Raw genomic sequence first — 22189 nt, 5'->3', positions numbered from 1 at the left:
ATTTTATCATAATATTTAATTTAGATATAATTTTTTAAAAGAGGAGGTAATTATGGAGAATAGAACTTTAAAAGAGTATATCGAATCTTTATCATCAGCATCACCCACACCAGGAGGTGGTAGTGTTGGTGATATTATGCTTTCTTTTTCAGCAAGTTTATTATCAATGGTTTGTGGTTTATCAAAAGGTTTAGACAATCATATTGAAAATTTAATTAAATTGAGAGATGAATTTTTAAAATTATCATTTGAAGATGAAGAATCATTTAATTTTGTAATGAATGCTTATAAGCTACCTAAAGAAACAGAAGAAGAAAAGAAGATAAGAAGGGAAAAAATTCAAGATGCGTTAAAAAGGGCAACAGAAATTCCATTTAAAAGTATGAAACTTGCTAATAGTTTATTATCATATATTGAAATCTTATTAAAAGAAGGAAATAGAAATGCAATATCTGATATTGGAGTTGCTATTTTATGTTTAAAAAGCGGAGTTTTATCTTCTTATTTGAATGTAAAAATAAATATTAAATCTATCAAAGATGAAAATTTTGTTAATAAAGTTAATTTTGAATGTGAAAAAATTAAAGATGAAATTATAGAATTTTGTGATAAAAGTTTAAATGAGGTAATAAATATTTTAAATCAATAATAAACTCTATCACCTCCGAGTGATTTTGAGAGATAAGCATATTTATCTGCTTTTTCAAGAAGTTCAAATGGATTAGAAGCATCCTCAGGATAAGTTGATATTCCAATACTTGCTGTTATTTTTATTCCTTCTATTTCATTTACATTAATCTCCTCTTTTAATCTTTCGGCAATTTTTTTAGAACCCTCTTTGTCTGTTAAAGGTAATACTATAACAAATTCATCACCACCATATCTAAATGCATAATCTGATTTTCTAATTATTCTCTGTATAATTCTTGCAACATTAACTAAAATTAAACTTCCAACTTGATGTCCTTTTGTATCATTGATTTTTTTGAAATTATCAAGATCAAAAAAAATAATTGAAAGAGAAAGATTATACCTTTTAGCTTTTTCAAATTCTTTATCAACAGTTTCTTTTAAAAACCTCAAATTTCCTAATCCTGTTAATTCATCTATTAAACTTAGTTTTTTCGTTTCTTCATAGAGTTTTGCATTCATTAATGCAACTCCAATAGTGTTTGATAATGTTTCTATAAGTAAAACATCACTTTCAGAGAATCTATTTAATTTTTTTGATTCGATATTAATAATACCAATAGGTTCATTCTCGTAAAAAATTGGAGTTGCCAGTTCTGATTTAGTATCTAAATCTTCAATATAATCAGGATCTTTTGTTACATCATTAACAAGTATTGTCCTTTTTTCCCTAAATGCTTTAGTTACTATTCCTTTTGGAGAATTTATATCTATTTCGAAATTTTTTATATTGAATCCATAATTTATTATTTCTTTTAATTTATTATCAACTTTTATTACTAACCCCACTTTTTCATATCCAAAATTATTTACTAAAATATAGACAATTTTATTCAAAACATCCATAGTATTTAAAGAAGAAAGAAAATAATTTGATATTTGATTTATAGTGTTTATAGATTTTAATTTTTCTTCAATTTCATTAATTGAATAAATTCTTTCAATTGATATATTTAATATATTTCCAATTGTTATTAATAAATCTATCTCAGTTTTATCTAAACTTTTATCACTTTCAATTCCTAAAACACCTATAATATTACCTTTAATTTTTAAAGGGTAAACAAATTCTGATTTCATGCCTTCAACTACTTTTATATAATTTTTTTCTTTACCAACATCATCTACATATAACCAATTTTTTGTTTCAAAAACTTTGGACAAAATTCCTTCTCCAAGTTTTATCCTTTTTTTGTTAATTTCATTCATTCTTGAATTATATGTTCCTTTTAAGACCAATTCATTTGTTTCTTCATCAAACAAATAGATAAAAATGTTTTTAAAACCCAAAACTTTATAAATATAATTAGAAATTTTTAAAAAAAGTAAATCTAAATTGTTTTCACTTATTGTTAATTCTGATAATTTATATATATTCTCAATTTTATTTTCATAAAAATAAATTTTTTTTGAGATATTATATTTCAATACAAAATAAACTATTAAAAAAATTAATAAAAATATCAAACTAATTAAAAAAATTTGCATAATAAATTCCTTCTATTTTAAAAAAGTTTCAACTACTTTAATTATACTATACTTTATCTGTTCATAAAAAAGTCCACCCTGTAAATAACCTATATATGGTTCTTTAATTGGGGCATCAAAAGAAAATTCAATTGAAGAACCCTGTGTAAATGTTCCTGCTGCCATTATTACTTCATGATTAAAAAAATCTTCTTTGATTGGCTCTAGATAAACATCTGAATCTATAGGTGAAAATTTTTGAACCAACTGAGCAAACTTAATTAAATTTTCTCTATTTTTAAACTTTATTCCAAGAAGTGTATCTCCTCTTTTTTCATTCCATTTTGGGAATATATCAAAATTAAGTTTTGATAGTAAACTCGAAACAAAAGTTATTCCTTTAAGTGCTTCACCTACAACATGAGGGGCAAAATATAAACCCATAAATGCTAACTTTTTGAAACCTATTTGGGCTCCTCCATGTTTTCCTATGCCAGGAGACGAAATTAAAGATGCGCATTTTTCAATTAGGTTTTTCCTTCCTGCAATATAACCACCGAATGGAGTTATACCTCCTCCTGGGTTTTTTGTCATTGAACCTGCTATTAAATCAACACCAAATGCAGTTGGTTCCTTTTCTTCTACGAACTCACCATAACAATTATCAACAAAAATTATTACATCTTCTTTAATTTCTCTTATTTCTCTAACATAATTTTTTATCTCCTCATTTTTTAATGTTTTTCTTTTTCCACTATAACCCATTGATTTTTGAATAAAAATTACTTTTGTTTTTTTAGATATAAACTTTTTTAGATTTATAGGTTTATTAATTAAATCTACTTCTTTATATTCAACATTAATATCTTTTAATGAAAGAGGGGATTCTTTAATTCCAATAATTCTTTGTATAGTATCATATGGTTCTCCTGTTATCGAAAGTAATTCATCACCAGGTTTTAAAATTGAAAATAGAACAATTGAAATTGCATGAGAACCAGATGATATTTGAGATCTTACTAAAGAGTCTTCAGTTTCAAATATTTTAGAAAATATTAATTCGAGTTTGTCTCTTCCAGTATCTCCAAATCCATAACCAGATGAATCGCAAAAATCACTTTCTCTAACTTTAAATTCTCTAAATGCATCAATTACTTTAATAAAGTTTTTTTCTTTTAATTTTTCATATTCTTTTATCTTATCTTGAATTTCATTTTCAACTTCTCTTATTAATTCATCCATTTATTCCTCACAATTTCTAAAATATCTTTTACAACTCTTTCAATATCTTTATCCTGAATATTAATAAAAATTATATCTTTTTCTTTTTTTAACCAAATTATTTGTTTTCTTGCATATTCTTTTGTTTTTTTTATGATCTCTTTTTTACAATTATCAAGAGTAATTTCACCTTTTAGATATTTTAAAATTTCTTGATATCCAATAGCTTTAATTGAGGTTTTTGAAAATCCGAAATTTTCTTCAATATATTTAACCTCATCAATTAAACCACTTTTAAACATTTTTTCAACTCTTCTTTCAATTCTTTCATAAAGAAGTTTTCTATCCATTATTAAAGCAAATTTAAGACTTTCGAATCTTTCTATTTTGTTTTGAAATGATGAAAATGGTTTTTTATAAATATAATAAACTTCAAGTGCTCTAACAATTCTTTTCTTATCATTCTTTGAAATTTTATTAGCATAATCAGGATCAACTATTTGTAATTCATCATAAAGAGATTGTAAACCCTCTTTTTCAACTCTTTCTAACAAAAAATTTCTAATACTTTCATTTTTTTCTGGTGGTTCAAAATATAAAAGAGTTCTTAAATATAAACCAGTCCCACCAACAATTATTGGTAATTTTTTCCTGTTTATTATTTCATCTATTTTTTTTAATCCAATTTCTTTATAAAGAGCACTAGAAAATTCTTCATTTGGATTAATTATGTCAATCATGTGATGTGGTACTCCTTCCATTTCTTCTTTTTTAATTTTGTTCGTACCTATATCCATAAATTTATATATTTGAAAAGCATCACATGATAAAATTTCTCCATTGATTTTTTTAGCAAGTTTTATACCAACTTCACTTTTCCCTACTCCAGTTGGTCCACCAATATAAATTACTCTTTTCATCTATTTTATAATACAATGAATATTGAGAATATGAAATGGCCAGAAGATCTTATAAAAGTTCCTGAAGGTTCAGGAGTTTATATTTTTTATAATGAAAAAAATGAAGTAATTTATGTTGGAAAAGCAACTTCTCTTAAAGAAAGATTAAGAAGTTATCTTGACACAAAAAATATAGTTTTTCCAAAAGATAAAATTTTAAGAGAATCAATTTGTTATTTTGATTATATCATCACATCGTCACCCTCTGAAGCCCTTCTTTTAGAAGCAAATTTAATAAAAAAGCATAAACCTAAATATAACATTAGATTGAAAGATGATAAATCCTATCCATATTTAAAAATTGTTATGGATGATTTTCCTTATATTGAAATAAAAAGGGGGTTAAAGAATGATAATGCATTATACTTTGGTCCCTTTGTTGATGTTAAATCATTAAGAAGAGTTGCTTCATTAGGAAGAAAAATTTTTAAATTAAGAAAATGTGTGAAAAAACTTCCAAAAAAGAAATGTATCTATTTCGATATTGGTGAATGTAGTGGTCCATGTATTGGAAATATTACTAAAGAAGATTATCAAAAATCTGTTAAAGATTTTATTTTATTTATAAAAAGTGATTATAAGAAATTAAAAGACTCCCTTATCTCACAAATGGATAGTTATGTAAAGAAACTTCAATTTGAAAAAGCAGCAACAATAAGAGATACAATAAAGGCAATTGATAAAGTTTTTTATTCACAAAGAGTTCTAACAAATGAAAACATATCATTTGATACTATATATCTTTTAAAAGAAAATGAAAATATTTTAATAGAATATCTTGAAATAAGGAATGGTAGAGTTGTTTTTGAGAAACCTTATGAAATGATAGGTGATAGCGATCCTAAAGAAATTATTTCTACTTTTATTTCTCTTTATTATTCAAGAAAAGTCGAAATACCAGATTTAATAATTACAAATTATAATCTTTCTAAAAAAGATGAAATTAAAAAATTTTTAAAAGAAAAGGCAAATAAAGAAATAAATATAAGATTAGCAAAAAGTGAATTTGAAAAAAGTGTAATTGAATTAGCAAAAGAAAATGCAATAGAACATTTAAATAAAATTTTATATCCAATAAAAGAGAAAACACTTAACAAAATAAAAGATCTATTTGGTTTAAAGAAAATTCCAGAATATATTGAAGGTTATGACATTTCAAATATTATGGGTCAATATGCTGTTGGTTCACTTGTTGTTTTTCATAATGGTTTACCTAAAAAGGAGTATTATAGAAAATTTAAAATAAAATTTACAAAAGGTCCTGATGATTATGGAATGCTTAAAGAAGTATTTCTAAGAAGATTTTCGCATGTTGGAGATAAAAAATTTTCTTGGGAGCCAGATTTAATTTTAATAGATGGGGGAAGGGGTCAATTAAATGTTGCAGTTAAAATAAAAAGAGAATTGAATTTAAAATATAAATTCATTTCAATTGCCAAAGAAAATGAAATTATCTATTTTGAGGATTTTGAGAATGAGATAATACTTCCTAAAAATAGTGATGTTCTTCATTTATTTCAAAAAATAAGAGATGAGGCTCATAGATTTGCAAAAAGTTATTTTGAAAAGTTATTAAGAGAGGGTGAGTTAAAAGGTTAATATTTAAAAGAACCTTCACCAATAAATTCTCTTAAAATTGAAGTTTTAGGCACATCAATTGGTTGTAAAGGAACAAAGTGAGCTAAAAAATTTAATAGAATATTTGCTTTAACATATTCATCATCTCTTTCATCAATTCCTAAAAGATGTCTTTCAGCATAATATTTTAAAATTGGAAGTTCATAGAAAAGTGATGAGTTAAACATTATATCAACACTTTCTTGATATGGGAAAATATACTTCTCTTCACCCTGAGTTACATTTTTCCAATTTTTAATTGTCTCTTTTGGAGAAATTTTCCTAAACACAGCATCTCTTACTATTCTTCTAATTAATCTTAAGTCTCTGGTTGGAATTCTATTCAAATTATCGAAATTTATTTGAGTTAATGCTGAAATATAAATTTTAAATTTTAATTTATCATCAATCTCATCTGTTAAAATAGGGTTTAATGAATGAAGACCTTCTATTAAAATAACCATATTATCTTGTGGTTCAATCTCTTGCCCTTTAACTCTTTTACCAATAGTAAAATTAAATTTTGGAGATTGAATTTTTTTGCCACTTAAAATTTCATTAATATTTTTTTGTAAAAATTTATAATCTATTGCTTCAATAGTTTCGTAATCAGGCTCTCCACATTCATTTAATGGGGTTTTATCTCTGTCAAGAAAATAATCGTCTGTTGATAAAATTATTGGTTTTAAACCTATAACTCTTAAATAGATTGATAATTTTTTTGTAAATGTTGTTTTTCCAGAAGAAGATGGTCCAGCAATTAAAATTATTTTACTTTTTCTATCAAAAATAAGATCTCCTATTTCTTTTATTTTCTTTTCATGAAGTACTTCTTGAATTAAAATTAAATCTAAAATTTCATTTTTAATTATCTTTTCATTTAAATCACCAACAAATCTTATTCCTAATGTATTTATCCAATTTTGTGATTCTTCAAAAGTGTTAAAAAGTTTCTCTCTTTTATCAATATCTCCTACTTTATATTTATCCTTTTTATCTGGTAAAAGTATTAAAAATCCATTCCTATATGGTTTAATGTCAAAAACTTTAATCATTCCAGTTCTTGGAAGAAGAGGTCCTAAAAAATATGAATAATAATTATTAATTGAATAGACAGTAATAATATCCTTCGAAAGATATTTAAAAAGTTTTGGTTCAAAATTTCCTTTTGAATTTGAAAGAAGTTTTATGGCGTCTTCTTTTCTTAAATCTTGTTTTTTTAAATAATAATCGTTATTTATAATTTTTATTAATTCATTTTTTATATTTAAAATAAGATTTTTTATATTTTTATTTTCAATAATTTCTCCAAAAATTCCATCTCCGTATGAATATTTTATTTGAACTGTAAGATTGTATAGTGTATTAAAAAGATAAGAGACTAAAAAAGTTATTGTTCTCTCATATGTTCTCATTCCTTCCATATCCTGTATGTCCAACAACTTAAAAGAAGAATTTTCCTCTATCTCATCTAAAAAACCAACTCTTCTATTATTTACAATTGCAGAAGTAAATGGATAATCTATTTCATTGATTAAATCTATTAATCTTCTTCTCATCTTTTTAATTTTAACATTTATATTGTAAAATTATAAAGAGTTATCAATTTTAGGAGGATAAAATGGTTGAATATTTAAAAAGAATTGATCCTGAAATTTTTGAGGCAATTTACAAAGAAATAGAAAGGGAACATTCAAATCTTGAACTTATAGCATCAGAAAATTTTGTAAGTTATGGAGTGCTCTCTGCACTTGGTTCTCCTTTAACTAATAAATATGCAGAAGGATATCCAGGAAAAAGATATTATGGAGGTTGTGAATTTGTTGATGTCGCAGAAGAATTAGCAATCAATAGAGCAAAAGAACTTTTTAAGGCTGAGCATGCAAATGTTCAACCTCATTCTGGAACTCAAGCAAATATGGCTGTTTATTTTACTGTATTAAATCCTGGTGACACAATTTTATCTATGGAACTTTCACACGGAGGTCATCTTTCACATGGAAGTCCAGTTTCTTTTTCAGGAAGATTTTTTAAAGTTATCTATTATGGAGTAAAAAAAGATGATGAAACAATAGATTTTGATATGGTAAGAGAACTTGCTTTGAAAGAGAGACCTAAGCTTATTGTTACAGGTTATTCTGCATATCCAAGAAAAATTGATTTTGAAAAATTTAGAGAAATAGCAAATGAAGTTAACGCTTATTTAATGGCTGATATTGCTCATATTGCAGGTTTAGTTGCAACTGGTTTTCATCCATCTCCAGTACAATATGCAGATTTTGTAACTTCAACAACACATAAAACATTAAGGGGTCCAAGAGGTGCCTTTATTTTAACAAAAGAGATTTATAAAAAAGACCTTGATAAAAATGTATTTCCAGGAATTCAAGGTGGACCACTTATGCATGTTATTGCAGCAAAAGCTGTTTGTTTTAAAGAAGCAATGAGTGATGAATTTAAAAAATATCAAGAAAGAATTGTTATAAATGCTAAAAAATTAGCGGAGACATTAAAAAATGAAGGTGCTAGACTTGTATCAGATGGAACAGATACTCATCTAATGTTAGTTGATTTAAGACCATTTAAGATAACTGGAAAAGATGCTGAAAGAATTCTTGGTACAGTGAATATAACCGTAAATAAAAACACAATTCCATTTGATCCAGAAAAACCATTTATTGCAAGTGGTATTCGTTTAGGAACACCTGCTTTAACAACAAGAGGAATGGGAGAAGAAGAGATGGAAATTGTTGGAAAATTGATAGCAAAAGTTCTTAAAAATCCGAATAATGAAGAAGTTTTAAATGAAGTAAAAAAAGAAGTTAAAGATTTGTGTGAAAGATTTCCACTATATAAAGAATTAAGAGAGGAATTTAAAAAATATATATAATTTGATAAAATTAATTAAACTTTAAAGGAGGGAGTAATGATACAAGATGTTAATTTAATTAAAGAAAAATTAATGAATTTAAAAGAAAAAGACAAAACTATTGAATCAATTATTGTTGTAAGTAAAGATGGTTTACCAATTTCTTCAACCTTAACCACTGAAGATGAAGAAAAATTAGCAGCACTTTCTGCATCGTTAATAATGTTAGGAGAAAGAGCTATTGAAGATTTTAATAAGGGTGAATTTGAGGAAATATTTGCAAAAGGTAAAAATGGGTATATTGTGATTTATAATCTTACTCAAGGAATGGCTGTAATTGGTATTTTAAATAATGATGCTAAACTTGGTCTAATAAGATTAGAGTTTAAAAATTTAGTTAAAGATTTAAATGAATTAATTCAAAGTTATTAGTTATTAAAGTGGGGTAAATTTAAATCTTTAGTAGTATAAAAGCCAGGTTCTTTTTTTAATAAAATTGGTATATAGTTGCTAACAACTGCTGCTGTACCTAAATCTCCTTGTATACCATTTTTTATTATTAATTCAATATCTGGTTTTCCATAAATTTTGACCTTATCATAACTTTCTTTTTCATTTAATGCCATAATTAAAGTTAATTCAATAATTTTCCCATCTTTAGATATTCCGCTTACTTTTTGATATTGACCTCTTACAAGACCTTTTTTAACCTCCAAATATTCTGTTTTTATATCTTCTTCTGCAATTAGTGGTTCTAATACTTCTTTAAAATCTTGAACTTCTAAATTAAGTGAATCAAAAACAAAAAATAATGATTCAAGAAGTCCCACATGTCCAATTTTATTTTCATTTTTTAATCTATTAAATTCTTCGACTGTTAAACCTGATCCAACTTTTAATTGTAATTGTTTTCTTCTTTTACTTGCATCAAGAACTCTTTCAGCAGAAATTTTTTCTATTTCAATAGAAAGGGTTGTTGTAAAAGTTACAAGAGTGTCTAAAATAAATCCAGGATTGATTCCAGTACCAAGAATCCTTGTACCATTCTCTTTAGCAATTCTATCTAACTCTTCTGCTTCGTTTTTATGGAAATAATATGGATAAAATAGTTCTTCGCAAGTTGAAATCACATTATATCCTTTATTTAATAAATATTTAAATTGTTCAAAAGTTTGCGAAATTCTTGAACCAGTAGAATGAACTACTATATCACAATTATCAAATTCTTCAATGTTATTTTTAACAATTACATTTATTTTTTCATTACCAATTAATTCTCCAACATCTTTATTTAAAAGTTCTTCTCTTATATCAACTGCTCCAACTAATTTATAATTTTTCTTATTTAATAAAACTTTTAATATTTCAAGCCCAATTGTACCAAGGCCAAAAGAAATAAATTTAATCATTTTTAACCTCCACTTTTTTTATTTTTAATTTTTGAACTATATAAACTAAAACACCAAGTCCTATTCCAATTAAATCAGTTTTTAGACCAGGGACAATTAATAAAACTGATGAAATAAATAAAAGTGTTCTCTCTAAAAAGTTTAGTTTATTAACAAAATATCCAATAGAAGAGGCTCCTAGAAATATAACACCAATTATTGCAGTTGTATATGCAATAATTGCTTCACTCCAAACAAAATTAACGCCTAACAAAATTGGATTATATACAAAAACAAACGGGACAAGAAAACCAGCAAGTGCTAATTTAAATGCAGTAAAACCAGTTTTAAATGGATTTGAACCAGCAATTCCAGCTCCTGCATATGCAGCAAGTGCTACAGGTGGTGTGACATCAGCAAGAATACCATAATAAAATACAAACATATGTGCGATTAGCATTCTTGTTGTTGAATCATATTTTGATAAAAATGGAAAAAGTGCTGGTGCAGTTATAATTGCCATAATAATATAATTTCCAGTTGTAGGAATTCCCATTCCAAGAATTAAACATGCTATAACTGTAAAAATTAAAGTAAATGGCATAGGACTAGTAATTTTTAAAAATGGTAAAAAAGTTGAAAAAATTGAATTTAAGAAATTTTTTACACTTGTTGCCAAAGAGACAACAGCTGTTGCAAATCTTAAAGCAAGACCTGTTAATGTTGACATACCTGCAATATAACCTGCTGATGCACATGCAGCAACTACTGCAAGAGATGTATATGCACCTTCTTCAAAACCTTCAACAGTCAAAAAGAAAGTATTTTTAATAACATTTAAAATTCTATTTAAAAATACTTTATTTTTGTTTTCATAAATAACAACAGATTTAAATCTAAACACAAGATAACAAAAAATAATAGATAGTAAGGATGTAAAAAATGCTAAAGGGATAATTTTTATTGTATTTAAAAAGAAAAATATAAAGAAAAATAAAAGAGGAACATATATAGAAATATAAAGGAAGAATATTTTATTTTTTTCATCAAAATCTTGAGTAACTGTTTTTGCCATTTCTCCTAAAAAACTCGTAAGAATTACAGAAATAATTGAAACAAAAGCAGCCTCCATTACAGTAAAACCTGCCATAAGTTTATAGACAAGAACCACAAAAGGTGTCAATATATAACCTTTATAAGTTAATTCATATATTAAATTTGGGATTTCCTCTTTTCTTAATCCTCTTAAACCCAATCTTTTAGCTTCAAAGTGAAGAGAGAAATAAACACCCATAAAATACAAAATAGCAGGAACAATTGCTGCAAAAATTATTCTAACATAGGGAACTCCGATAAATTCTGCCATAATAAATGCTGCTGCACCCATAACTGGGGGCATTATTTGTCCACCTGTTGATGCTGCTGCTTCAACAGCACCAGCAAAATAATCTTTATATCCTGTTTTTTTCATGAGAGGTATATTAAATACACCGTCTGTAACAACATTTGCTACTGAACTTCCACTTACAGTTCCTAATGCTGCACTTGTTATAACAGAAATTTTTGCAGGACCTCCAGGAGCTCTACCTGCAATTGCTCTTGCAATATTAACAATAAGTTCTGAAACACCAGTTCTTTCAGCAAGTGCACCAAATAAAATAAATGCATATACAAATTTTGTTGAAACAGAAACTGGAATTCCAAAAATTCCATCAAGAGTATAAAAAAGATGATCAACAACTCTTGTTATTGTAAAACCTCTATGAGCAAAAATGCCTGGAATTGATTTTCCAAAAATTGCATAAAGAACAAAAAGTAATGCAATAATCATTAATGGCAATCCAACAACTCTTCTTGTTCCCTCAAGAATTAAAATAACTGCTATTAATCCTATTATTATATCTATTGTAGTTGGAAGTCCGGCTCTATAAATTAATTGTTCATAAAAAACAATTGGATATAGAAACACAATTATAACAATTATTGCAATTATCCAATCATAAATAGGTATCTTATCTTTTTTACTTTTTAAAGTTGGTGGTATTAATAAAAAAATTAATAAAAATGCAAATCCAACATGAAGTGGTCTTTGAATTTGAGGGGGGAAAAACTTAAAACCTATAGTATAAAATTGAAAAACTGAAAATGCAATAGCAATTAATTTTACAAAATATAGTTCAAAACCTTTTAATGTTCTTCTTTTACCGCTAATTTCATATTTTTCAAGAATTTCTTTGCCCTTTAAAATTTCTTCTTGGCTCAATTCAGACATCAATTCCTCCTAATTTTAATTATTATAAATCTACTTCCAAGTTTTTCTGATAAGTTAATAATATTATTTTTAAAAATTAATTTAAAATCTCCTTTTTCATAAATTCCATAAATTATATTTTCGAAAATTCTCTCCATATTTTTTAATTTAAATATTCCATTTTCATTTATTAATATCTCTTTACCAATAGGTTCTGTCGGAAGACCTGCGCATTGATCATAAAAATGAAATTCATACAAAACTATTTTCCCCTTTTGAATTTTGTAAAATTCATAAATAGGTGTCAAGGCAACAGAATGTTTATAAGTTATTATAAATTTATCCTCATCTTTTATTCTAAAAGAAAATATAATTTTGTTAGATTTGTAATCATTAAAAGTTAAAATATATGAATTTTCAGAAAAAATATAAGTTATATTTAGTAGAAAAATTAATATTAAAGATATAAATATAAAAACTTTTTTATACATTCAAAATTTGGGGTGGCTTAAACACCACCCCAAAAATAAATCATTTATTTAATCAATCCAAGTTCTTTAAAGTACTTCTCTGCTCCAGGGTGGAATGGAATTGCAACTCCTTTAATAGCATTTTCAGGAGAAATATCTTTTCCTTTTGCATGTACTTTTTCTAGGTCTGCCTTATGATCTAAAACTGCTTTTACAATATGATATACTACATCAGCATTAAGTGTTTCATCACAAACCCATTGAGCAAGACATGTTACAGTTTGAACATCCTTATCCATTCCTTTATATGTATCTTTTGGAATTATGAATTTAGAATAATATGGTACCTTTTGGATTAATTCATTTATCTTATCATTAGTTATTTCAACTATTGTTATCTCTTTTGTAGTTGAGAGTTCTACTATACTTGCTGTTGGAATTCCTGCGGTTGTAAATAATGCATCTATTCTTTCATCTTTTAAAGCATCTGCTGCCTCTGAAAATGACATAAATTGTTCCTCTATATCATCATATGTAATTCCATGTAAAGATAAAATTGTTCTAGCATCAATTTCTGTTCCGCTCCCTTTATCCCCAACCGCTACCTTTTTACCTTTAAGATCTAAAACAGTTTTAATTCCTGATTTTTTCAAAGCAACTATTTGAATTGTTTCTGGATAGAGTGACATTATTACTCTCAGATTTTTCATTGGTGTTTTATCTTTAAACGCTTCAGTTCCTGTGTATGCCCAATAAACAACATTATTTTGTGCAAAACCTGTTTCAATTTCTTTATTAGTTATCATATTTACATTTGCGACTGAAGCCCCTGATGTTTGAGCAGTTGCAACAATATCTACTTTGCCTTGTGGTGTTTCATAATCTGCAAAATTTGAAATAATAGATGCAATTGCACCTCCTACAGGAAAATAAGTACCTCCTGTCCCACCTGTTGCAATACCAATAAATATTCTTGTTGGACCAGCAGGTTTTTCCTCAGTTTTTTTACATGAAATAAATGAAAAAGAAATTGTAATAACTAATAAAACTAAAAAGATAATTAATTTTTTTGATAAATACATACAAACCTCCTATTTTTTTATTTTTTATATTTTAAAACAAAAATAATACTTATGTCAAAAAATTTAAGTTTTAAAATACTTGACAAATTTGAATTTTAAATGCTAAACTGATTATAAATACCCAATTTAATAAAAGGAGGTTTTTATGAGTAAAAAATTTATTTTATTTGGGGTTTTAGTTTTAATTGTTTTACTTATTTTTTCAGCATGCGCTAAAAAAGAAGAGAAGCCAACACAAGAGAAGAAAATCAAAGTTATTGGTGTTTATGCTACACCACTTGAAGAACCATGGCCAAATGTAATCCATCAAGCATTACTAAAAGCAAAAGATACATTAGGTATAGAATATGAATGGGTTGAAAGTGTTGGTTATACTGATTTTGAAAGAGTTTTAAGAGAATTGGCAGATACAAAAAAGCCTGACATTATGATGGGTGATGCTTTTGGAAATGAAGAGCCAGCAAGAAGAGTTGCAAAAGATTATCCAAATATTGCTTTTGCTTTTGGTTCAGGTGGTGGTCCAATGAATCCAAACTTTGCAGTTTTTGATAACTGGATTCATGAACCTGCATATCTTTGTGGTTTAATTGCCGGTAAACTCACAAAATCAAATGTAATTGGTGTTGTTGGTGGATATCCTGTTCCAGAAGTAAATAGAATTGTTAACGCTTTTATACAAGGCGCAAAAGAGGTAAATCCAAAAGTTAAAGTTAAAGTAACATTTATTGGTAGTTGGTTTGATCCACCAAAAGCAAAAGAAGCTGCAATTGCACAAATTGAAGCAGGTGCTGATGTTATGTTTGCTGAAAGATATGGAGTTATTGATGCATGCAAGGAGAGAAAAGTTCCATGTTTTGGTAGTTTGTTGGATCAATGGGAACTTGCACCAGATTTAGTAATAACCGGGCCTGTTTGGGATATGTATCCAACAGTTGAATATGTAATAAATCAAGTTAAGAAAGGTGCATTTCAAGCAATTGATCTTAAAGATTTCTCAATGATGGCTAAAGGTGGTGCAAAACTTGCTCCATATCATAATTGGGAAACCAAACTTCCACAAGAGATAAAAGATTTGGTTGAAAAGAAAAAACAAGAAATATTATCTGGTATGTTTAGAGTTGATGTGAACGAAGGAGTTCCTAAATCTGATTAATTTTTAATAGTTTTTTTCAATAAGGGGGCAGATCTGCCCCCTTTTTTTAATAATATTCATGTATAAGGTGGTGTTATGGAAGAAATTATTTTAATGAAGGATATCAAAAAAAGATTTCCAGGAGTTAATGCAAATGATGGAATAACTTTTTATGCAAAAAAAGGAGAAATTGTTGCTTTACTTGGAGAAAATGGGGCTGGAAAAACAACTTTAATGAAAATTCTCTATGGGTTATATAGAAAAGATTCTGGGGAAATTTTTATCAAAGGTAAAAAGGTAGAAATTTCTTCTCCAAAAGATGCAATTAATCAAGGAATTGGTATGGTTCATCAACACTTTACACTTGTAAATCCATTTACAGTAACTGAAAATATAATCTTAGGACTAGATTCAAATGGTTTTAAGTTAGACATTAAAAAAGCAAAAGAAAAAGTTTTAGAATATATGAAAAAATATGAACTTTTTGTAGATCCAGATGCAAAAATTAGTGAACTTTCTGTAGGAGAAAAACAAAAAGTAGAAATTTTAAAAGTTTTATTTAGAAATATTGATATTTTAATACTTGATGAACCAACAGCAGTATTAACACCACAAGAAGTTAAAGAACTTTTCAAGACTTTAAAGATTTTAAAAAATGAAAATAAAACAATTATTTTTATATCTCATAAACTTGATGAAGTTCTTGAAATTAGTGATAGGATAGTTATTTTAAGGAATGGTAAAGTTGCAGGAGAAAGAGACCCAAAAAATACAAACAAAAGAGAACTTGCATCTCTTATGGTTGGAAAAGAAGTTTTTGATATTTTCGAATTATCTTATACAGGTTATAAAGATATAGTTTTAAAAATTGAAAATTTAAAAGTATTAAGTGATAGAGGTCATATTGCTCTTAAAAATTTAAATTTTGAAATAAAGAGAGGCGAAATAGTTGGTCTTGCGGGTGTTTCTGGTAATGGGCAAAAAGAGCTAGAAGAAGTAATAAGTGGAGTTAGATTTCCAATTGAAGGGAAAATTTTTTATAAAGGGTATGATATAACTTATCTAACACCAAAAGAAAGAATCAATAGAGGAATGGGTCGAATTCCAGAAGATAGAATGGAAATGGGTTTAGTTCTTGATCTTCCAGTGTTTGAAAATTTAATAATCGAATATTTTGATAAAAATCCTTTTTCCAAAGGAGTATTTTTGAATTATAAAGAAATTTTTTATTATTGTGACAATTTAATAAAAAAATTTGATATAAGAACACCAAATCAAATTGTAACAACTAAAAAATTATCAGGTGGCAATTTACAGAAATGTATACTAGCAAGAATTCTTTCTATGAATCCAGATTTTGTTCTTGCATCTCAACCAACAAGAGGGCTTGATGTTGGTGCAACTGAATTTATTCATAAACAACTAATTGAATTAAGAGAAAAAGGTGCTGGTATATTACTTATTTCTGAAGATTTAGATGAAATTTTGAATCTCTCAGACAGAATTTTAGTTATATATAATGGAGAAATTATGGGAGAAGTTTTAAGAGGAGAACTTACTAGAGAAGAAATTGGTTTGATGATGACAGGAACAAAAAAGGAGGAACTTCATGCCATTACATAAATATAGATTAGTTAAAAGAGAGAAAATGTCGCCTGCATTTAGAATATTATTACCCTTTATAGCAATTGGAGTTTCATTTATATTTTCATCAATTATAATTTTATTTGCTGGGAAAAATCCAATATCTGCAATTTATAGTATATTTTATGGGGCTCTTGGAACAAGACTTGGTTTATTAGAAACCATTGTTAAAGCAATTCCATTAATTCTAACTGGTATTGCAGTTGCTTTAGCTTTTACAGGGAAATTTTGGAATATTGGTGCAGAAGGTCAATTTTACGCAGGTGCTTTAGCCGCAACTTACATTGGAATAAGTTATTTAAATTTACCTAAACTTTTGTATATACCACTTTTATTATTAATCGGTTTCATTGCAGGCGGTTTGTGGGCTCTCTTACCTGGTTTTTTGAANACTTATTTAAAAGCTGATGATGTAGTTACAACTCTTTTATTGAATTATATTATGATTTATTTTGTTACAGCACTTCTTGAAGGACCTTGGAGAGATCCCGAAACAATGTGGCCTCAATCTATAAGAATTTCAGATAATGCAATATTCCCAAAATTAATTGAAAGATCAAGAGTTCATTTTGGTTTAATTATTTCAATTTTATCTGTAATTGCTGTATTTATATTGATTAGATATACAAAACTTGGTTTTAGTATTAGAGCAACTGGTGCAAATCCAAAAGCAAGTAATTTTCTTGGTATTGATATTAAAAAAACAATATTAATAACATCAATTATAAGTGGAGGAATTGCTGGTCTTGCTGGTGTAGGTGAAGTTGCAGGTTTACATTATCGATTAACTGAAAACATCTCCCCTGGCTATGGTTATACAGGGATAGTTGTTGCTATGTTAGGTGGTTTAAATCCTTTTGGAGTTTTACTTTCTGCTTTTTTCTTTGCAATAATAATAACAGGAGCACAATATATGAGCAGAGCAACAGGAGTAACAATGTTTATGGCTGATGTTATTCAAGGTATTACACTTCTTGTTTTACTTGCAATGCTTATTTTTTATGAATATGAAATAAGGAGGGTTGAATGAAAGATATTTTAACTATAGGTTTTTTTATTGGATTACTATCAGCAACCATAAGAATGGCAACACCTTTAATTTTAGCAACTTTAGGCGAAGTTATTTGCGAAAGAAGTGGTGTTTTAAATTTAGGAATTGAAGGTATAATGCTTTATGCTTCTTTAGTAGCATACTTAACAGTTTATTTTACAAATAATTTGTGGCTTGGTGTTTTAACAGCAGTTTTAGTAGGAATTTTATTTGGAATACTTATGGCTTTCTTCTCTGTTACATTAGGTGTTTCACAACATGTAAGTGGATTAGGTATAACTCTTTTTGCAACAGGTTTATCATTATTTACATATAGACAAATTATTGGTGCTCCTACAATTCCTCCGACAATTAATACTTTTTCAACTCTAACTATTCCAGTTCTATCAAAAATTCCATTTTTAGGACCAATATTGTTTGACCAGTATATTTTAACTTATATAGCTTTAATTCTTGTCCCAATTTTTTCATTTATTTTATATAAAACTAATTTTGGACTCTCTTTAAGATCTGTTGGAGAAAACCCTGAAGCAGCAGATGCTTTAGGAATAAATGTTTATAGAACAAGGTATATTGCTTTAATAATTGCTGGTGCATTAATGGGTCTTGCAGGTTCATTTTTTACACTTGCATACTTTAACATGTTTTTATATGGAATAGTTGGTGGTAGAGGTTGGGTATCAATTGCTCTTACAATTTTTGCAAATTGGGATCCAAAAAGAGTTTTACTTGGTGCATTATTGTTTGGAGGAATAGATGCATTACAATTAAGATTACAAGCAATTGGTTTTAATATACCATATCAATTTTTCTTAATGATGCCTTATGTTTTAACTATCGTTGTTCTTGTCCTTGTTGCAAGAAATGCATTAGCTCCTTCATCTCTATTAAAACCATATAAAAGAGAGTGATTATAGAAAAAATAATAATAAAGTTAAGAGAGTTTTATAATTTAAACAATAAAACTTTAATGGATAGAGTTTCGGAGAAAGAAGATCCTTTTAAGGTACTTATAGCATGTATTATTTCTCAAAGAACAAAAGATGAGACGACAGATAAAATAACAGAGAAATTATTCAAAAAAGTTAAAAATCCATATGATTTATATAAAATTGAAATTAATGAATTAGAAAAAATAATTTACCCTTCAGGGTTTTATAGAGTAAAAGCAAAGAGATTAAAAGAACTTTCAAAAATTTTAATTGATAATTATAATGGTTTAGTTCCAGATACTTTAGATGAACTCTTAAAATTGCCACAAGTTGGAAGAAAAACAGCAAATATTGTTTTAACAAAAGGTTATAAAAAATCTGGTATTGCAGTTGATACTCATGTTCACAGAATTGTTAATAGATTAGGAATAGTTAAAACAAAAAGACCAGAAGAAACCGAGATGGAATTAAAAAAAATAGTTCCAGAAAAATATTGGATTGAATTAAATGATTATCTTGTTAATTTTGGAAAAATCATATGTAAACCAATCTCCCCAAAATGTCCGATTTGCCCTATTGAGAAATATTGTAAAAAGATAAATGTAAAAAAATTTAGATAAACTCAAAACTTTTTAAATAATTTTTAAGAAGAAAAAGATTAGTTATTTCAGAAACACCTTTTGGCACTGGTGTTATTCCAAGACATTTATCAATTACAGAATTAAAATCTACATCTCCAACAATTTTCCCATCTTCTCTTTTGTTTATACCAATATCGATTATTATTGAGTTTTCTTTTATCATATCTCCTTTTATAAATTCTGGAACACCAGCACAAGAAAAAATAATTTCTCCTAGATTTAAAAAATCTTTTAAATTTTTAACTTTTGAATGTAAATTTATTGGAACAAGATTATTCATAAGTAAATAAATATAAAGAGGCCTTCCTACGCCAATACTTCTTCCAACAATAACAGTAAGTTTACCTGTTAAATAATTTATATCTTTAAATTTTTTTATTACAAAATCTTTTAATATTTCAAATGAAGCAAGAACAACTGAAGGTATATATAAAGGTTTAAATGAAAAAAGTTTTCCAAGATTAATAAATGTTAAACAATCTACATCTTTATAGGGGTTAATTAATGATAAAATTTTAAACTCATCAACATTTTCTTTTAAAGGTCTAATTGGTAAAATGCCAATAGAATTTTTATCTCTATTTAGTTTTTCAATCTCATTTATAATTTCTTTTTCATTCAAATCATAAAAAAGAAAATTTTTATATTTTAAAGAGAAATTATCAAACAAATCGTTTAATTCTTTTAAAAAAATAAGAGCATCAGGTCTTTTTGTAAAAATTAAAAAAGAAATATATTTATCTTTTAAATTAATATTATGTAAATCTTTTTTTATCTCTTTTGTTAATTTAAATTTTAAATCATCAATTTTTATTATTTCTCCCATTTATTTTAAACCATATACATTACCATTTTCATCTAAATCAATATATTTTCCAATTGGATCTGAGGGAAGAGATGGCATTGTGCTAATTTCTTGAGTATATGCAACTATAAAACCAGCTCCATTTGAAATTTTCAAATCAATTATTGGAATTATAAAATCTTTAGGTCTACCCTTTAAATTAGGATCAGAAGATAGAGATAAATGTGTCTTTGCCATACAAATTGGTAATTTTGAAAAGCCTAAATTTTCAAAAAGTTCTATTTTTTTCTTTGCTTCAGCTGAAAAAGTTACATCTTTTGCTCCATAAATTTTTGTAGATATGATTTTTATTTTCTCTTCAATTGATAAATCAAGATCGTACAAAAATTTAAAATCTGATTCACAATTTTCAGTTAATTTTATTATTGATTTACCTAAATCTAATCCCCCTTCTCCTCCCTTTTGATACACTTCTGATATAACAAAATCATCAGCTCCATTTTCAATTGATATATTTTTTAAAATCTCTATTTCTTCTAAATCATCATTTTCAAAATAATTTAGATTTACAATAACTTTTACTCCATGGAGTTTTAAGTTCTCAATATGTTTTTTTAAATTTTCTGCTCCATTTATTAAATAATCAATATTTTTTTCTAAAATTTCTTTAGGAAGTTGTTTTCCAGGAGTCACTTTTATATTTGAACCATGCATTTTTATTGCTCTTAATGTTGCAACAAGAACTGCTAAATTTGGTTTAAGATTAGAATATCTACATTTTATATTGAAAAATTTTTCTGCTCCAAGATCTGTTCCAAATCCTGCTTCAGTTATTAAATAATCAGAAATTTTAATGCCAATTATGTCTCCTATAATAGATGAATTTCCATGTGCAATGTTTCCAAAAGGTCCTGTGTGAACAAAAACTGGTGAATTTTCAATTGTTTGAATTAAATTTGGCATTAAAGCATCTTTTGTTAAAAGAGCTAAACTTCCTGCAACTTTTAAATCTTCGCTAAAAACTGGTTTTTTGTCATATGTGAAACCAACAACTATTTTTCCCAATCTCTCTCTTAGGTCTTTTAAATTTTTCGAAAGAGCAAGAATTGCCATTATTTCAGATGCTGATGTTATCTCGAAACCACTTTCATGAAGAACAAAATTTTCAGAAACTCCTCCAATTATTTTTCTTAAACTTCTATCTGATATATCTAACACCCTTTTTATATTTATTGTGTTTAAATCTATATTTAATGGATTTTTATGATAAATAGAATTGTATAAAAATGATACAAGCAAATTATGTGCTGTATAAACTGCATAATTGTCACCTGTAAAATGTGTATTAAATTCAACCATTGGATAAACTTGAGAATAACCTCCACCATGTGCTCCGCCTTTTATTCCAAATACAGGACCTAATGAAGGTTGTCTAATTGTTATTAAACCAATTTTTCCAAGTTTTTTAAATGCTTGTCCTAAACCAATAGTTGTAGTTGTTTTTCCTTCACCAAGAGGTGTTGGATTAATTCCAGTTACTAAAATATATTTACCATCTTTTTTATCTTTAATTTTTTCTAAAACAGAGAGTTTTATTTTTGCAATATAATCTCCATATTTTATCAAGTCATTTTTTTCTAAACCTATTACTTCTGCTATCTCTTCAATAAATTTAGGTTTACATTCTCTATTTATCTCAATATCACTTCTCAATTTCTTCTCCTTTTAATGAAAAAATTACAAGATTTTCACTATCAATACATGGAACTTCAATTTCATTATCAGTTGACCATGGAATCTTACCTTCCATTCTTAGAACTTGTATCCATGGATATAGTACATAAAAAGCATGCATACATAATCCTTCTGGAACAAAAATATTATCCTTTATTTCCCAATTATCACCTATATTATGATTTGCAGAACAAAACCCTTTTTTATCTTTCACTTTTATTATTACCTTTTTCATT

At 26.7% G+C, this 22189-nt stretch carries 20 protein-coding genes; 9 read left to right on the top strand and 11 right to left on the bottom strand.

What is annotated here, in order from left to right; genetic code table 11:
* Window positions 1-52 precede the first annotated feature (52 nt).
* Window positions 53-649 carry a cyclodeaminase/cyclohydrolase family protein gene (locus N3D74_00365; protein MCX8094638.1) on the top strand — a complete coding sequence of 199 codons (597 nt, stop codon included), beginning with the start codon at window positions 53-55 and terminating at the stop codon, window positions 647-649.
* Here N3D74_00365 and N3D74_00360 read toward each other — a convergent pair.
* From N3D74_00360 to miaA, 3 genes are read right to left on the bottom strand one after another with little or no spacing between them, the layout of a single operon-like run.
* A complete protein-coding gene (locus N3D74_00360) occupies window positions 643-2178 on the bottom strand; it encodes a diguanylate cyclase (protein MCX8094637.1) in 1536 nt (511 codons plus the stop codon). The two genes, N3D74_00365 and N3D74_00360, sit on opposite strands and share 7 nt — an antisense overlap.
* A gap of 12 nt (window positions 2179-2190) precedes the next feature.
* Complete coding sequence (locus N3D74_00355; GenBank protein ID MCX8094636.1) at window positions 2191-3399, bottom strand: methionine gamma-lyase family protein; 1209 nt, start codon at window positions 3397-3399, stop codon at window positions 2191-2193.
* Window positions 3387-4298: a tRNA (adenosine(37)-N6)-dimethylallyltransferase MiaA gene (gene miaA, locus N3D74_00350; GenBank protein ID MCX8094635.1), complete on the bottom strand. Its 912-nt coding sequence runs from the start codon at window positions 4296-4298 to the stop codon at window positions 3387-3389. The genes N3D74_00355 and miaA overlap by 13 nt, the downstream gene beginning before the upstream one ends.
* A 30-nt stretch (window positions 4299-4328) precedes the next feature.
* On the opposite strand from miaA, the gene uvrC reads away from it, so the two are divergent.
* The gene (gene uvrC / locus N3D74_00345) at window positions 4329-5936 is read left to right on the top strand and encodes an excinuclease ABC subunit UvrC (protein ID MCX8094634.1); all 1608 of its coding nucleotides are present in this window, start codon (window positions 4329-4331) and stop codon (window positions 5934-5936) included.
* Here the strand turns inward: uvrC and N3D74_00340 are convergent.
* Window positions 5933-7513 (bottom strand): nucleoside kinase, encoded by a 1581-nt coding sequence (locus N3D74_00340; GenBank protein ID MCX8094633.1) that lies wholly within the window; start codon window positions 7511-7513, stop codon window positions 5933-5935. The genes uvrC and N3D74_00340 overlap by 4 nt on opposite strands.
* A gap of 62 nt (window positions 7514-7575) precedes the next feature.
* Here N3D74_00340 and N3D74_00335 point away from each other — a divergent pair, with 62 nt between their 5' ends.
* Window positions 7576-8844 carry a serine hydroxymethyltransferase gene (locus N3D74_00335; protein MCX8094632.1) on the top strand — a complete coding sequence of 423 codons (1269 nt, stop codon included), beginning with the start codon at window positions 7576-7578 and terminating at the stop codon, window positions 8842-8844.
* 36 nt (window positions 8845-8880) lie between these two features.
* A complete protein-coding gene (locus N3D74_00330; protein MCX8094631.1) occupies window positions 8881-9255 on the top strand; it encodes a roadblock/LC7 domain-containing protein in 375 nt (124 codons plus the stop codon).
* Here N3D74_00330 and N3D74_00325 read toward each other — a convergent pair.
* The 4 genes from N3D74_00325 to N3D74_00310 are packed head-to-tail and all read right to left on the bottom strand — an operon-like array spanning window position 9252 to window position 14014.
* Window positions 9252-10232 (bottom strand): hypothetical protein, encoded by a 981-nt coding sequence (locus N3D74_00325; protein ID MCX8094630.1) that lies wholly within the window; start codon window positions 10230-10232, stop codon window positions 9252-9254. The two genes, N3D74_00330 and N3D74_00325, sit on opposite strands and share 4 nt — an antisense overlap.
* Complete coding sequence (locus N3D74_00320; protein MCX8094629.1) at window positions 10225-12483, bottom strand: TRAP transporter permease; 2259 nt, start codon at window positions 12481-12483, stop codon at window positions 10225-10227. Before N3D74_00320 ends, N3D74_00325 begins: the two co-directional genes overlap by 8 nt.
* Window positions 12483-12953 carry a DUF1850 domain-containing protein gene (locus N3D74_00315; GenBank protein ID MCX8094628.1) on the bottom strand — a complete coding sequence of 157 codons (471 nt, stop codon included), beginning with the start codon at window positions 12951-12953 and terminating at the stop codon, window positions 12483-12485. Before N3D74_00315 ends, N3D74_00320 begins: the two co-directional genes overlap by 1 nt.
* 44 nt (window positions 12954-12997) lie before the next feature.
* Window positions 12998-14014: a TAXI family TRAP transporter solute-binding subunit gene (locus N3D74_00310; GenBank protein MCX8094627.1), complete on the bottom strand. Its 1017-nt coding sequence runs from the start codon at window positions 14012-14014 to the stop codon at window positions 12998-13000.
* A gap of 145 nt (window positions 14015-14159) precedes the next feature.
* On the opposite strand from N3D74_00310, the gene N3D74_00305 reads away from it, so the two are divergent.
* From N3D74_00305 to N3D74_00285, 5 genes are all read left to right on the top strand, one after another.
* Window positions 14160-15167, top strand: coding sequence for a BMP family protein (locus N3D74_00305; protein ID MCX8094626.1), 1008 nt, complete (start codon window positions 14160-14162; stop codon window positions 15165-15167).
* A gap of 75 nt (window positions 15168-15242) precedes the next feature.
* Window positions 15243-16769 (top strand): ABC transporter ATP-binding protein, encoded by a 1527-nt coding sequence (locus tag N3D74_00300; GenBank protein MCX8094625.1) that lies wholly within the window; start codon window positions 15243-15245, stop codon window positions 16767-16769.
* Window positions 16756-17820 carry an ABC transporter permease gene (locus N3D74_00295; GenBank protein MCX8094624.1) on the top strand — a complete coding sequence of 355 codons (1065 nt, stop codon included), beginning with the start codon at window positions 16756-16758 and terminating at the stop codon, window positions 17818-17820. Before N3D74_00300 ends, N3D74_00295 begins: the two co-directional genes overlap by 14 nt.
* Complete coding sequence (locus N3D74_00290; GenBank protein ID MCX8094623.1) at window positions 17817-18752, top strand: ABC transporter permease; 936 nt, start codon at window positions 17817-17819, stop codon at window positions 18750-18752. Before N3D74_00295 ends, N3D74_00290 begins: the two co-directional genes overlap by 4 nt.
* Window positions 18749-19393, top strand: a complete 645-nt coding sequence (locus tag N3D74_00285) for an endonuclease III (GenBank protein ID MCX8094622.1) — start codon at window positions 18749-18751, stop codon at window positions 19391-19393. The genes N3D74_00290 and N3D74_00285 overlap by 4 nt, the downstream gene beginning before the upstream one ends.
* Here the strand turns inward: N3D74_00285 and N3D74_00280 are convergent.
* From N3D74_00280 to N3D74_00270, 3 genes are read right to left on the bottom strand one after another with little or no spacing between them, the layout of a single operon-like run.
* Window positions 19386-20240: a bifunctional 5,10-methylenetetrahydrofolate dehydrogenase/5,10-methenyltetrahydrofolate cyclohydrolase gene (locus N3D74_00280; protein MCX8094621.1), complete on the bottom strand. Its 855-nt coding sequence runs from the start codon at window positions 20238-20240 to the stop codon at window positions 19386-19388. The genes N3D74_00285 and N3D74_00280 overlap by 8 nt on opposite strands.
* A complete protein-coding gene (locus tag N3D74_00275; protein MCX8094620.1) occupies window positions 20241-21932 on the bottom strand; it encodes a formate--tetrahydrofolate ligase in 1692 nt (563 codons plus the stop codon).
* On the bottom strand, window positions 21922-22188 hold the full coding sequence (locus N3D74_00270; protein MCX8094619.1) for a TIGR04076 family protein: 267 nt from the start codon (window positions 22186-22188) through the stop codon (window positions 21922-21924). Before N3D74_00270 ends, N3D74_00275 begins: the two co-directional genes overlap by 11 nt.
* Window position 22189: the final 1 nt, after the last annotated feature.

The sequence above is a fragment of the Caldisericia bacterium genome (assembly GCA_026414995.1).
Lineage (GTDB): Bacteria > Caldisericota > Caldisericia > B22-G15 > B22-G15 > JAAYUH01.
Note: the sequence above shows the minus strand (reverse complement) of the source record. Positions and strands in the feature narration are given on the sequence as shown.

Bases quoted from the DNA above. Each gene is read 5' to 3' on its own strand.
- N3D74_00300 (MCX8094625.1), top strand. From the start codon at position 15,243: ATGGAAGAAATTATTTTAATGAAGGATATCAAAAAAAGATTTCCAGGA.
- N3D74_00290 (MCX8094623.1), top strand. From the start codon at position 17,817: ATGAAAGATATTTTAACTATAGGTTTTTTTATTGGATTACTATCAGCA.
- N3D74_00315 (MCX8094628.1), bottom strand. From the start codon at position 12,953: ATGTATAAAAAAGTTTTTATATTTATATCTTTAATATTAATTTTTCTA.
- N3D74_00280 (MCX8094621.1), bottom strand. From the start codon at position 20,240: ATGGGAGAAATAATAAAAATTGATGATTTAAAATTTAAATTAACAAAA.
- N3D74_00340 (MCX8094633.1), bottom strand. From the start codon at position 7,513: ATGAGAAGAAGATTAATAGATTTAATCAATGAAATAGATTATCCATTT.
- N3D74_00365 (MCX8094638.1), top strand. From the start codon at position 53: ATGGAGAATAGAACTTTAAAAGAGTATATCGAATCTTTATCATCAGCA.
- N3D74_00360 (MCX8094637.1), bottom strand. From the start codon at position 2,178: ATGCAAATTTTTTTAATTAGTTTGATATTTTTATTAATTTTTTTAATA.
- N3D74_00355 (MCX8094636.1), bottom strand. From the start codon at position 3,399: ATGGATGAATTAATAAGAGAAGTTGAAAATGAAATTCAAGATAAGATA.
- N3D74_00325 (MCX8094630.1), bottom strand. From the start codon at position 10,232: ATGATTAAATTTATTTCTTTTGGCCTTGGTACAATTGGGCTTGAAATA.
- N3D74_00270 (MCX8094619.1), bottom strand. From the start codon at position 22,188: ATGAAAAAGGTAATAATAAAAGTGAAAGATAAAAAAGGGTTTTGTTCT.
- N3D74_00330 (MCX8094631.1), top strand. From the start codon at position 8,881: ATGATACAAGATGTTAATTTAATTAAAGAAAAATTAATGAATTTAAAA.
- N3D74_00305 (MCX8094626.1), top strand. From the start codon at position 14,160: ATGAGTAAAAAATTTATTTTATTTGGGGTTTTAGTTTTAATTGTTTTA.
- uvrC (MCX8094634.1), top strand. From the start codon at position 4,329: ATGAAATGGCCAGAAGATCTTATAAAAGTTCCTGAAGGTTCAGGAGTT.
- N3D74_00320 (MCX8094629.1), bottom strand. From the start codon at position 12,483: ATGTCTGAATTGAGCCAAGAAGAAATTTTAAAGGGCAAAGAAATTCTT.
- N3D74_00335 (MCX8094632.1), top strand. From the start codon at position 7,576: ATGGTTGAATATTTAAAAAGAATTGATCCTGAAATTTTTGAGGCAATT.
- N3D74_00310 (MCX8094627.1), bottom strand. From the start codon at position 14,014: ATGTATTTATCAAAAAAATTAATTATCTTTTTAGTTTTATTAGTTATT.
- miaA (MCX8094635.1), bottom strand. From the start codon at position 4,298: ATGAAAAGAGTAATTTATATTGGTGGACCAACTGGAGTAGGGAAAAGT.